The organism is Psychrobacter sp. ANT206 (assembly GCF_056880555.1).
Genome location: NZ_CP096271.1, coordinates 215,236 through 228,570, shown reverse-complemented (window position 1 = coordinate 228,570; position 13,335 = coordinate 215,236). Strand labels below are relative to the sequence as shown.

Here is a 13,335-nt window from a genome sequence, read left to right as displayed (position 1 = left end):
GTTAAGCAGATATAAAAAAACGGTAAGATAATTAATCTCACCGTTTCTATATTTCACCTAAACCATTCAAACTTTAAATTGCAGCCGCAACCTCAGCACCATCTCTTATAGCACGCTTAGCATCCAGCTCAGCCGCCAGCTTAGCACCACCGATAAGATGATATTGTGCATCTGGCGCATCGCCAACGTTTGGCATCAGCTCAACGACCGACTCTTGACCAGCACAAACGACGACGCTATCGACACGTAGTAACTGGCTTTGACCTTGGTTATTGGTGATCCAAATACCTTCATTGGTGATTTTATCGTACTTCGCACCTGATACTTGAATGACGCCGTGTGATTTGACATGGGCACGATGTACCCAGCCAGAGGTTTTATTGAGCCCACTACCCAAGCGACCTTTAGTACGCTGCATCAAGTACACTTGGCGGATAGGTTTAATGGCTTCAGGCTTGATTAGTCCGCCCTCGGTTTGATAGTCGGTTGCAGAGGTGACGCCCCATTCTTCACGCCACTCTTCGATAGACTGGGCTTTTGGACGATAGCTTGGGTCTTTGAGCAATTCAGGACCTAGCTCATCAAGCGGCTGACCATGTTTGGCGGTCAAATATTCACTAACATCAAAACCAATACCACCAGCACCGATGACAGCAACGGTATCACCGACAGATTTTTCACCAGAGAGCAGTTCAGCATAGCTCATTACTTGTGGTAAATCCGCGCCTTCCAGTTTGCCAGCTAGGCTTCTAGGGACAACACCGGTTGCGACGATAACGTGATGGAATTTGGCTTTCTCCAGCATGGCTTTATCGACTTTGGTATTGAGTTTGATCTCAACACCTAAGTGCTCAAGCTCATTGATATAGTAGCGAATGGTCTCAAAGAATTCTTCTTTACCAGGGATGACCTTGGCATAGTTAAACTGTCCGCCCAAGATGTCTTTAGCTTCAAATAACGTCACATCATGACCACGTAAGGCAGCAACATGAGCGGCTGACATACCAGCGACGCCGCCACCGATGACTGCGACCTTTTTAGGTTTTTTGGTTTTCTTATAAACCAATTCAGTCTCATAGCAGGCTTGTGGATTGACCAGACAAGTCGAGCGTTTATTTTCAAAGGTATGGTCAAGGCAAGCTTGGTTACAGGCAATACAGGTATTAATACGATCTGCCTGACCATTTTTGGCTTTATTCACCCAATGGGCATCGGCTAAAAATGGACGCGCCATCTGAATCATATCTGCTTGACCACTAGCGACAATTTCTTCTGCCGTTTCTGGCATATTGATACGGTTGGCTGCCATCATTGGGATGCTGATGTGTTTTTTAATTTCAGCAGTGAAATCAACAAACGCCGCACGCGGTACGCTGGTGACAATCGTTGGTACGCGCGCTTCATGCCAGCCGATACCGGTATTCATGATGGTCACGCCAGCTTCTTCTAGCGCTTTGGCGACAGTGATGACTTCATCCATGACGTTACCGTCTTTGACCAAATCGATCACTGACAAGCGGAATAAGATAATAAAATCTTCACCGGCAGCTTCGCGTACGGCTTTGACCACGTCGACCGCAAACTTCATGCGATTTTGAATATCACCGCCATATTCATCAGTACGCTTATTCACATGACGGGATAAAAACTGATTCAGCAAATACCCTTCTGAGCCCATGATTTCGACACCATCATAACCCGCCTGCTTAGCAAGCTTTGCGCAACGGGCATAATCTTTTACCGTTTGTTCGATGTTTTTAATACTCATCTTACGCGGTTTAAATGGTGAGATTGGCGATTTAATCGGACTTGATGAGACGGCAAATGGATGATAGCCGTACCGACCACTGTGCAAGATTTGCATGATTATTTTGCTGTCATACTTATGCGCAGCACGGGTCACGCGTTGATGGTTAATAACGTCAGCACGCGTATTCATGGTGCCACCAGCAGGCAGTAACCACCCTTCACGATTGGGCGAAATACCGCCCGTAATCATCATCGCTACGCCGCCTTTGGCACGTTCGGCAAAATATGCTGCCAGTTTACCGTAGTTATAAAAACGGTCTTCAAGCCCCGTATGCATCGAACCCATCACCATGCGGTTTTTAAGCGTGGTAAAGCCCAAATCTAATGGCTCAAATAAATGCGGGTAGTGTGCATTAGTGCTGGTGGTCTCAATAGAAGTGGCAGTACGGCTGGCGGACATATCATTTTCCTTATGAATGGTTTATGAGAATATTTTTTAGGAATGCTTTGTAAGAGTGCTTATATTGCTCGTGCTATAGGATTTAGCGTTACGGTATCGTACCACACCGCCATTATCATCAGCTATGCAGACAAGCGACTGATGAGTGAACACTAATTAATAGCGGCGCTGAACGATGCTGTCTAATAGTGAGGTTTTTTGCAGATAGGTAAATAATCTCCACAAAACCTGTCCAAATTTTGCCTGCGACTGTCTATAATAATCAGATCCTGATACAGTTGATTGGCGACAGCAAAGCACCATTACTGCGTCATCGACTACAAAAACATATGATAAAGGACTATCTGCATGACAGACTTCCATACCGGTCTCGGCAAAAATACTGCCAACCATCAACCGCTTACCCCTATTGATTTTATCATCCGTACTGCTCAGGTCTATCCTGACAGAACCGCTATCATCTATGACGACTTAGAACATAATAACCTCACCCAAACGTGGCAACAGACTTATGATCGTTGCAGACAACTGGCGGATGGTCTGCGTAAATTAGGCATTGATAAAAATGACACGGTTGCAGTCATGATGCCAAACACCCCAGCAATGGTCGAATGCGCTTTTGGCGTACCCATGTCAGGTGGCGTGCTTTGTACGCTGAACACCCGCCTCGATATCAACGCCCTGACCTTTTGTCTGCAACACTCAGAAGCCAAAGTATTGATTCTAGACAGCGAGTTTGCTGAACATGCTGAAATGATCGATGAAACCTTTCCAAATCTAATCGTGATTCATGCGACAGATGCGGCGCTTGATATTGAAGGTTTTGGACAAATGAGCTACGAAGCATTAATCGCCAGCTCAGATAATTTAGATAATTGGGAAAAACCATTAGATGAATGGGATGCTATCGCGCTCAACTATACCTCTGGCACGACGGGTAAGCCCAAAGGCGTGGTCTATCATCATCGCGGTGCAACGCTCAATGCCGTCTCCAACATTTTAGATTGGGATATGCCCAAGCACCCTATGTATCTATGGACGCTGCCATTATTTCACTGTAATGGTTGGTGCTTTCCGTGGACGATTGCTGAGCGCGCGGGCGTCAACGTCTGCTTGCGCAAGATTGACGCTGATTTTATTTTGCAGCTGATTGCCAAGTATAAAGTTAGTCATTATTGCTCAGCACCCGTGGTACACAATATGATTGCAGGCGGCAAGTCTGAATATAAAGACGCCATCAATCATGAAGTCAAAGGCTGGGTCGCTGGTGCACCGCCGTCTGAAACCATGCTCGCTGCTATGGAAGCTATGGGCTTTCATATCTCGCACGTTTACGGTCTTACCGAAGTCTATGGTCCGGTCACCGTCTGCGCTGAGCAGCAAGAATGGGATGAGCTGGATGTCGCTACTCGTGCGCAAAAGAAATCACGTCAGGGCGTAACGTCACATTTAATGACTGGCTTTGAGCTGTTTAAACAAGGGACTACTGAGCCAGTTGCTGCTGATGGCGAAGAGATGGGCGAGCTGGCACTGCGCGGCAATATGGTAATGAAAGGTTATCTAAAAAGCCGTAAAGCCACCGAAGAAGCCTTTACTGATGGCTGGTTCCGCACCGGTGATTTAGGGGTCAAATATCCTGACGGCTATATCAAAATTATGGACAGGCTTAAAGATATTATCATCTCAGGCGGTGAAAACATCTCTAGTATCGAAGTCGAAAACACCCTATATAAAATGCCAGAAATCCAAAGCTGTGCGGTCGTCGCCGCGCCGCATGATAAGTGGGGCGAAGTGCCGGTGGCATTTATCGAGATTCATGAAGGCAGCACCTTGCAGCGCGACCATGTGATGGAACATTGCAAGCAGCATTTGGCTGGCTTTAAAATGCCTAAATACATTATCTTTGCCGAAATTCCAAAAACCAGCACCGGTAAAGTGCAGAAGTTTGAGCTGCGTCAAGCGGCTAAATCATTGGTACACGAAACGCCAAAAGTAACGGCAAGCGCCAAGTAAGCTTTTATCAATGATGATTCATAATACTGAATCATCATTGATAAAAAAGGTCAGCCTAATGAATGTAGGCTGACCCTTTTATTGAGCTAAAAAACCAAGCTTATTATTAATCAAACAACTAATTAAGCTTTGGCTCCAGCCATTGATACACCAGCATACCGATTATCATCGCTGGGATAAAAACATATGCCTGCCATTGTCCTGTGCCGAGCAGCACAATACCAGGACCTGGGCAAATACCCACCAAACCCCAGCCGATACCGAATAGCATTGCGCCGATTAACAGTTTTTTATTGATCACTGTTTTGCTTGGCATATCTATTGAAGTGCCAATCCAGCTGGTCTGTTGACGCTTAGCTAATTGGACACCAACGATGGCAACTATTAAACCGCCACCCATCACCAATGCAAGGGAAATATCCCATGCACCAAAGACGTCCAAAAAACCCTGTACTTTAACAGGATCAGTCATACCTGAGATTAATAACCCAATACCAAATAGCAGACCTGCCAGTAACCCAATTATATTTTTTAGCATCATTATGTCTCGCACTTCATTCGTGGATATAAGCTTTTATGAATCATATTCAACGTTGTCTTAGCAATGTGTTGTTTAAATTAAACCCAAGAGATGTCGACCAATATAAACCGTCACAATACCAAATAACATAAAGGTCACTGTCGCCGCCATCGACCGTGGCGACAGTCGCGCATTACCACAAATACCATGTCCGCTGGTACAGCCTGAACCTAAACGCGTCCCAAAACCAACCAATAGCCCCGCACCGATTAATAACGGTATCGAGGTACTGATTTCGATATCAGGTAACGGTCTAAATAAGCTATATAATAATGGCGAGAGGATCAGACCTGCAATAAATAATACCTGCCACATCTCGACGCGCTTGGGTTTAAGAAGACTTGAGAAAATACCACTAATACCCGCAATACGACCAATGCCCAATAGCAAGATAACCGTTGCAACGCCTAGCATCAGCCCGCCTACCAAGGAAATTGGCGTAAAAGCTTGCCAGTCTATTTGTATACCCATAATAATTACCTAAGCTGATTTTTTATTAAAAATGGTTTTATATCTTCAATTGAGTTTAACAACGATATCGTACTACTGCTATAAACGATTTTTTATTATTTATATCTTACTACATATTACTTTATATAAATACATTATATTATAAAACATAATGAAAAAGTAAAAAAAATACTGAACATTGCGTCACGCATTGCTCAGTATCTCTTCATTTGATGGCTGACTGGCTTAATAAATATAGTCGTTAATAAACGAATCAGCCTCTCAAATCATTTTGCTAAGACTTCATCAAGCGCTTTTTCAAAACGCTCTACCGCGCCGTCGATATCGGTCAATTTATCCAAACCAAATAGACCTAAACGGAACGTTTTGAAGTTCTCAGGCTCACCCACTTTTAACGGTACGCCAGCAGCGATTTGCAATCCAGCTTCAGCAAAAGCACTGCCTTTATGGATGTCATCACGGTCGGTATAAGATACGACAACGCCTGGTGCTTCAAAACCTTTGGCAGCAACGCTTTCAATACCTTTATCTGCCAGTACCTTACGGACGCGGTTGCCAAGCTCCCATTGTGCATCACACAATTTATCAAAGCCAATCTCTTTTGCTTCCAAGATAGTATCGCGGAATTGACGCAAGCTATCGGTTGGCATAGTCGCATGATAAGCGTGACCGCCGTTTTCGTACGCACGCATGATGATTAACCATTGCTTTAAATCAAGGCTAAAGCAGTTAGACTCTGTGGTTTCTACCTTTTTGATAGCAGCGTCACTGAGCATAACCAGACCTGCACATGGTGTGCTACTCCAGCCTTTTTGCGGCGCACTGATGAGCACATCAATGCCCAATTTTTTCATATCTAACCATACACAACCTGAAGCGATACAGTCAATAACCAATAAACCGCCAACACTATGTACGGCAGCGCTTAATGCTTTGATGTAGTCTTCTGACAAGATAATGCCCGACGACGTTTCAACGTGCGGCGCATAAACGACAGCAGATTTGTCTGCTTTAATTTTGGCAACGGCCGTTTCGATATCCACTGGCGCAAATGGTTTTGGCGCTTCCGTCTCTTCTGTACGCTCAGCCGTTAGTACCGTAGATGATTTGGCAAATTTGCCTTTTTCTAATATTTGCGTCCAGCGATAGCTAAACCAACCGTTACGGATAATGAGACAATCTTCATCAATGGTCAGCTGACGGGCGACTGCTTCCATACCATAGGTGCCAGAACCCGGAATAATAACCGCGGCTTCAGCGTTATAGACTGTTTTTAGGTTGCTGAGCAAATCATTCATCACCTCTTGGAAGGCTTTTGACATATGATTAAGGGCGCGGTCGGTATAAACCACTGAATATTCTAATAAGCCGTTTGGATCAATATCTTGACGTAATGCAGTCATGTGACGCTCCTGTCTGTTGTAATATTTTTTAAGTATGAGTGATAAAAAAGTCTGGACACTGTCTTAGCAAATTTAGGTCAGCTATTATTTTAATCAAACATCTTTTGACCAACGTAATATGATAGCCAGATACGTTTATAGATAGCATTCACTAAGTACGAATATCGAGTAATAATTGAGAATATGACGCAGGGTGGACGATGTAGCACTTTATCCTAGCGCTATTGCCGTTGACGGTGGTATCTTTTACGTCGTTGATGTCATCAGATATTGAATGAAAGCGCATAAGATACGCAAACCATTATCGTTGCTACGCGGTAGTAGGCTGATAACAGTAGTGATTGAAAATGATTGATTGGATAGATAAAAGTTAAATAGTATAAAGACGCTGGTATTGTAACGAATACCGCTCGAGTATCCTAAAAACAGTCCCTATTCATCGATCAAGCATCATCACTTAATATCGTCATAACAGCTCGATATTAGCACTGATAATGCAGGTTGACAATGCTATGTTTGCGTTAAAACCATACTGATACAATTTCTTATTTTTGATGATAAAAGGCAACTATCAGTGATTCCGATGGGCGTCTTGTAGACCTGATACCACAAAATCGAGTAATTCATTGTCACCTTCGCGTGCCGCCTTACGCATGAGCTTGGAAGGCGCATGGGTCAAATTTTGCGTTAAGCGCCGCGTTAGCTCAATCATAATATCTTCAGGGTTAGCATTATCGCTTTGCAGCTCTGCGATAGAGGCTTGCAATAGTTTGTTTACCTGCTCATGAGTACGCGCGCGATATTGCTGAATATCCTTGCCTACTTGGCGTACTTGAAAGCGGCGATCCATCTCAACCACCAATTGACTGACCAACAGCTCAGCGTCTACTGCTGCTTGCCGGCGTTGTTCGATATTACCGGCTATCACATGCTGCAAATCATCAACAGAATATAGATAAACGTCATCTATCCGGCTGACAGTCGAATCAATATCACGCGGCACCGCCAAGTCAATCATCAGCATGGGCTGATAGCGACGGCTCTTTAGTGCTCGCAGCGTCATGGTTTTATCAATCAATATGTCCATGCTACCGCTACAGCTGCTCACAATATCGGCCTCTGCCAATACTTGTGGCAGCTCTTGCAGCGTTCTGACTTCGATCCGGCGATTGGGATTGCGCAGCTCAGCCGCTAACGCTTCTGCGCGTTCAGGATTACGGTTGCAAATAATAACGCGACCGACTCCAAGACCTGCGATATGCGTCGCTACCAAGCGGTTCATCTCGCCAGCGGCTACCACCAGCAAAGTACGACTTGGCAAATCATCAAAGATTTGCGTCACCAGTTTGGCAGCAGCATAGCTAAGTGATACGGCTTGTGCGCCAACTTGGGTCTCATTACGTACTCGTTTTGCCGCTGCAAATACCTGATCAATAATCCAACCTAGCTGATTGCTAAGCGCTTTTTGATCTTGCGCCATATGCACAGCGCGCTTGATTTGCCCCAGTATCTGCGGCTCACCGAGTATCATAGAGTCAAGACCTGCAGCCACTCGTAGCCAATGGGTTAAGGCATGCGTATCTCGATGGACATACAAATAAGGGTCAATCTCATCCAGTGATAATTGCTTAAAACCTGCAAGCCAAGTTTTAATTTTTAGGATGTGAGCGCTGATGATAGTCGATGAGAGGTTGGCGCTATTGTTAGCCGTCATACTAGACTCTATAACTGAAGTCTCTACAACTGCTGAGGCTGAATTTGGCAGTAACGTGTGTGGTGATAATATGCTTTCTGGGACCAATGCATAAATCTCTGTACGGTTGCAGGTGGAGACTATCACGCTACCATCGCTAAAGCCTTGTAGCTGTGCAAGTGCGATACTGACCTCGTCACCGACAAGCGCCAAGCGCTCTCGTAAAGCGACTGGTGCAGTTTTGTGATTGACCCCAATGACCACTAATCTCATTATTGACAGACCATAAATATAATATTCACTCGCCAACCAAACACCTTTAGCGGTTTTCAAAAAATTAAAATCCTATTTTTCAAAGACAGCTTTTGACAAGAAATCTTTGAAAAATAGCTTTTAATAGGCAACTTTGAAAGTAAAATAATAAAAAGCGCTTATTATATCATTATTGATAGCTTTATTTAACACTCACCTCTATAAGCCAGCACTTTGTCTGTATCTGGGCGCATGGCTTACAAATCAACTGTAATTACTGGTTTAATATTCTAACATTTGCATATAGGTTTACTTAAAGCTAACAATGTTACCCTTAAATTCGGGTGCTACTATAGTTGATCCACTTTTAAAAGAATACAGAACTACTGGGGTTGATTATTCGCAGCCTCTGTCTGCGCAGGCACAGCGTAATCACAGCAAGCAAGAAAAATTAACCCCAGTAGTGATTGATAACATTTGTATTTCTTTTATTTAGGACTGTCAATAGAATAAATTTTCCCTATTGCTGATGCCTAAGTAACACGGCTGCTATTGTGTATCCCTTCATGCTACTCTTATAATGTTTGACATCATTATTCGTCACAGATATCTGTTTTTAAAACGATTATAATAAACCCAGCCTTCTATGTTGCAAATCCTTTTACTAGGCATAGAAACAAGGTCAGAATAGGTAAATACTGCACGCTATGGTCTTTTTTGGGTCCTCATTTAGACGACAATCTACGCATAATGCTCAATCTAGCCTTAGTGCTTTATTGCATACTCTCATTGAGCGGCTATGCCAACGTTATAAGCTAGCGTTTTCGTTGGCGGTTTGTTTGTGCCTAGGATTCCCTGCCCATGCTGACCATGCCATTGTCTCACCAAACATAGCTTTGTCCAAAGTCTCTCCTACTAACACTAGTAGTGCCACCGTTACCAGAACCATTAATGCCTCTAGTCAAGTCATTAACAGTCACACACCAGTGACTAAAAGCATCGATAATAAAAATTTGATAACTGATGCTTCGATAGCCGAAAGTACTCCGTCATCTGACCTCAATAAAATAAGCAATGAACCAAGCTTATATGCATTATTAGATGCAGAATTTTCTGCAAATCGTGATGATACCGAGCGTGCGCTAATTATCTATAAGCAGCAATCATTTAAACAAGACGCCACAGCCGTATTTGAGCGCGCGTTGAGCTTATCATTACGTAATGACAGGGTCGAAGAATCTTTACAATTTGCCAAAGCATGGCAAGATGAAAACCCAGACCATGTGCCTGCTTGGTTTTATGTCGCTCATTTGGCACTGCGGGCGCACGATTATGATTTGGCGGGCGAAACTCTAAATCGCATCTTGAGCTATGATCCTCGCGCCGACCTTAGCGAAATTCTGATTGGTATTTACCCAAACAGCGATGATGATAAGCGAGAGTTACTCGCCGCTCTGCAACCTATCGCAAGTGAACAAAACGCCTCGCTATCAGTCTTAAAAGCTGGCTTGCTTTATCAGTTTAATGAACCTGAGATTGCCATCGTTCATATCAATCGAGCCCTTGAGCGCCAGCCGGATTATGTGCCTTTTATTACCTTAAAAGCAGATATCTTGCGCAAAATCGAAACGCCAGAAGCAGTCATTGAGTATCTTAGCCAAGCACGCTTGCGTAATGCTGACAGTAAGAATCTATACTTGTATGAGATTCGCTATTTGCTTGATTTGAAACAGAATGAGCAAGCGTGGCAGCTGTTGTTAGGCGCTCATCAGCGCTTTGCCGATGATGCTGAGATTACCTTGTTGGCGGCGCTAGTCAGCTTAGATATTGAAAAATATACTAGTGCCGATCAATTGCTTAATACGCTTGCCAAAAATCCCGCTTATTTAGATCAATCTTATTATTATCTGGGCATCAGTGCCGAGCGTCAGCAAAACTTTGAGCAAGCCAAATACTATCTCAATGCTGTCATGCAAGAGGACTTGGTATTGGAAGCTCGACGAAAAGTGGTCGCATTAGACTTACTCAATAATAATGTTGATGCCGCTATCGCAACGTTAGAAAAGCTGCGTAAAGACTTTAGCGTCTTCGCTCCTGATAGCTTTGTGCTACAAGCCGATATCTTATGGCAACAGAATGAACCTGCAGAAGCCTTACGCCTATTAACTAAGGCTTCTCGTCAATACCCTGATAATGAGATGCTGCTTTTTGCACGCGCCCAGCTCCTTGATGATAAAGAGGACTATATCGTCAAGCGTACCTTATTTAATCACTTGCAAGCGCTTGACCCCAGCAATCCTGCTTATCAGCTAAGTTACGCCCAGTTATTGCTGGCCAATGAGCGTGGTTCTGAGCAAGGATTGGCGTTGGCGACAGCGATCATACAAATACGCTACGATGACCCTCGCTATGACAATGAGCTGCACCTGCAAGCTCTCAATGTACTGGCAAGTAATGCGCTGGCAAACGAGAATTATCAGCAAGTGATCGACTATCTGCAAACGCCTTACGATGTGCTCCCTACTTTACGCTCAGGTACGCTGCTGTTACGCGCTTATCAAGGCTTAGGCGAAAGTGAAAAAGTTGACGCTTTACTTGCCGACTTGCAGCAGCGTTTCTCATTTGGGCAACACAATATCAATGACCGTATACAATTGTATTAATAACAAACGATATAATTAATAAGCAATGGCATAGTGCTTCTAAGTCCTCGAATACGACATCCTATTATTACAAGTCATGTATAAGAAGCTAACAGCCACGCATAACTGAGTAACAAATAACACTTAAGCTAACCTGCTCTCGAAACAAAAATTTTGCAAATTTGTCCATTTTTGAGGAAACATCATGTCTACCCTGCGATCTTTTTATAAACCTAATAAATTGGCCCTATTTGCCGCTATGACAGCAGCAATGGTAATTACCTCTGGCTGTCAGTCTATGAAGACCGCCAACGCGACCAACCAGCCTAGCACAACCATTCAAGGTCAAAATACTGAACAACCAAAGAAACTTGAGAGCTTTAATATTACAGGTAAGATTGGTGTTACAACGGCTGCGAGTGATACAACAGGGGCTCAAGGCGGCAGTGCATTTTATGCATGGGGTCAACAGAATGATCGCTTTGCCATTGAACTCATTGGTGCGTTAGGCATTGGTAAAACCAATATCGAATACAATGGTCAATCTGCGACTTTGGTAAGCGAAAAAACCGGTACTTTGAATGCGGCTGATCCTGAAACCCTGCTTAAAAAAGCCACCGGCTGGCAAGCGCCTATCTCTCAGATGCCTTACTGGATTTCTGGACGCTCAGCGCCTTCAGACAGCGCACCGCAGCTTGATGCCCAAAACCGTCTAATTAGCTCAGTCAATGGCGAATGGCGTGCCAGCTTTAGCTATAAAGGCAATGATAAATTACCAAATAAAATCAGTGCCGTTCAATCGCAAGGCAACAAAGTTGTTATGACAATTGATCATCAAAAGTAATAGCACCAATTAGATTTGATCGCTATTGCAAACAGCCATTTTTATAAATGGCTGTTTGCGTTTTAAAATTGCACCTGAGAATTGTGACCATCATTTATGATTAAGAACGCTACTAATTCATCTGTCATCACGCGCTTATCACCAGCAAAGATTAATTTATTTTTGCATATTACCGGTAAGCGCGCTGATGGTTATCACAATTTGCAAACGGTGTTTCGCCTGCTCGATTGGGGCGATTATTTGCATTTTTCAGTAGCAGATGAATTAATAATTACTATTGATAGCGTAGCAGACAATAGCGCTGTAGATAATAGTAGCCTCTGTGGTCAGCTACTCACGCTAAGTGGTGCCGACACCATAACCAGCAGCATAGAGGACAACTTGATCTTTAAGGCGGCTAATGCCCTACTGGCAGCTGCTATAGACTCAAATTCGCTACCTAAGAATCTACCGAAAGTGTCAGTGAGGTTAGATAAGCACTTACCGATGGGCGCAGGCTTAGGTGGTGGCTCGTCCAATGCCGCGACGACATTATTAGTCTTAAATAAAATATGGCAGATTAATTTTGATCAAGATACGCTTATAAAAATTGGCGCAAGCATTGGCGCTGATGTGCCGATATTTATCTTTGGACAAGATGCTATTGCGATGGGCATTGGCGAAGAGCTGACAGCGATTGATTTGCCCGAGCAACAGTATTTAGTATTGACCCCTAATGCTCATGTTAATACTGCCGAGCTTTTTGCGCACCCCAAGCTACAGCGAGATATCGCCCTGCTATCAATTAAGACCATTCAAAACCAGTCCAATGACTATGTGCAACATTTAAACACGCCTTATCAAAATGTTTTTACCCCAGTGGTCACTAGCCTTGCTCCCGCCGTCGATGAAGCACTACGCTATTTGCAAGAGTTAGAGACTCAAGTACTAAGCACAGCAAGAATGACTGGCTCAGGTAGCGCAGTGTTTTTGCCATTGGATGCAGGTGTGATATCTGATAAAGCGCGTTTGGCAAAGTGGATTGAAGAGGCGCCCTGTCCTGCCTATTTAGTTCGTAATTTATGAGTTAGATTTGAGCTATAGTGTGAAAATAAGAGGACTATAAATACAGCGTAAAAAGTTTTATGGATCCAATACCCTTTTTATTTTTGACCTATTTTTTAATAAAAGCTATAAAAAGGCGCAAATGACTTGCAAAATCTGAAAATTTAATTATAATAGGTCGCCT

At 43.6% G+C, this 13,335-nt stretch carries 9 protein-coding genes; 4 read left to right on the top strand and 5 right to left on the bottom strand.

Annotation, left to right across the window (positions count from 1 at the left end):
* Positions 1 to 73: 73 nt before the first annotated feature.
* Positions 74 to 2,209: a 2,4-dienoyl-CoA reductase FMN-binding domain-containing protein gene (locus M0221_RS00985; RefSeq protein WP_483284083.1), complete on the bottom strand. Its 2,136-nt coding sequence runs from the start codon at positions 2,207 to 2,209 to the stop codon at positions 74 to 76.
* A 348-nt stretch (positions 2,210 to 2,557) separates the two neighbouring features.
* On the opposite strand from M0221_RS00985, the gene M0221_RS00980 reads away from it, so the two are divergent.
* Positions 2,558 to 4,222, top strand: coding sequence for an AMP-binding protein (locus tag M0221_RS00980; RefSeq protein ID WP_483284082.1), 1,665 nt, complete (start codon positions 2,558 to 2,560; stop codon positions 4,220 to 4,222).
* 118 nt (positions 4,223 to 4,340) lie between these two features.
* Here the strand turns inward: M0221_RS00980 and M0221_RS00975 are convergent, their stop codons facing one another.
* From M0221_RS00975 to hemA, 4 genes are all read right to left on the bottom strand, one after another.
* On the bottom strand, positions 4,341 to 4,763 hold the full coding sequence (locus M0221_RS00975) for a DUF6691 family protein (protein ID WP_333954676.1): 423 nt from the start codon (positions 4,761 to 4,763) through the stop codon (positions 4,341 to 4,343).
* 72 nt (positions 4,764 to 4,835) lie between these two features.
* The gene (locus M0221_RS00970) at positions 4,836 to 5,273 is read right to left on the bottom strand and encodes a YeeE/YedE family protein (RefSeq protein ID WP_011512564.1); all 438 of its coding nucleotides are present in this window, start codon (positions 5,271 to 5,273) and stop codon (positions 4,836 to 4,838) included.
* Positions 5,274 to 5,539: 266 nt separating this feature from the next.
* The gene (locus M0221_RS00965; protein WP_483284081.1) at positions 5,540 to 6,676 is read right to left on the bottom strand and encodes an aminotransferase class V-fold PLP-dependent enzyme; all 1,137 of its coding nucleotides are present in this window, start codon (positions 6,674 to 6,676) and stop codon (positions 5,540 to 5,542) included.
* A 571-nt stretch (positions 6,677 to 7,247) separates the two neighbouring features.
* Positions 7,248 to 8,642, bottom strand: a complete 1,395-nt coding sequence (gene hemA / locus M0221_RS00960; protein WP_440825556.1) for a glutamyl-tRNA reductase — start codon at positions 8,640 to 8,642, stop codon at positions 7,248 to 7,250.
* Positions 8,643 to 9,328: 686 nt separating this feature from the next.
* Here hemA and M0221_RS00955 point away from each other — a divergent pair.
* The 3 genes from M0221_RS00955 (at position 9,329) to ispE (ending at position 13,172) form a co-directional block, all read left to right on the top strand.
* Positions 9,329 to 11,284: a tetratricopeptide repeat protein gene (locus tag M0221_RS00955; RefSeq protein ID WP_483284080.1), complete on the top strand. Its 1,956-nt coding sequence runs from the start codon at positions 9,329 to 9,331 to the stop codon at positions 11,282 to 11,284.
* A 184-nt stretch (positions 11,285 to 11,468) separates the two neighbouring features.
* Positions 11,469 to 12,107, top strand: a complete 639-nt coding sequence (lolB, locus tag M0221_RS00950) for a lipoprotein insertase outer membrane protein LolB (protein ID WP_483284079.1) — start codon at positions 11,469 to 11,471, stop codon at positions 12,105 to 12,107.
* 96 nt (positions 12,108 to 12,203) lie between these two features.
* Positions 12,204 to 13,172 carry a 4-(cytidine 5'-diphospho)-2-C-methyl-D-erythritol kinase gene (ispE, locus tag M0221_RS00945; RefSeq protein ID WP_483284078.1) on the top strand — a complete coding sequence of 323 codons (969 nt, stop codon included), beginning with the start codon at positions 12,204 to 12,206 and terminating at the stop codon, positions 13,170 to 13,172.
* Positions 13,173 to 13,335: the final 163 nt, after the last annotated feature.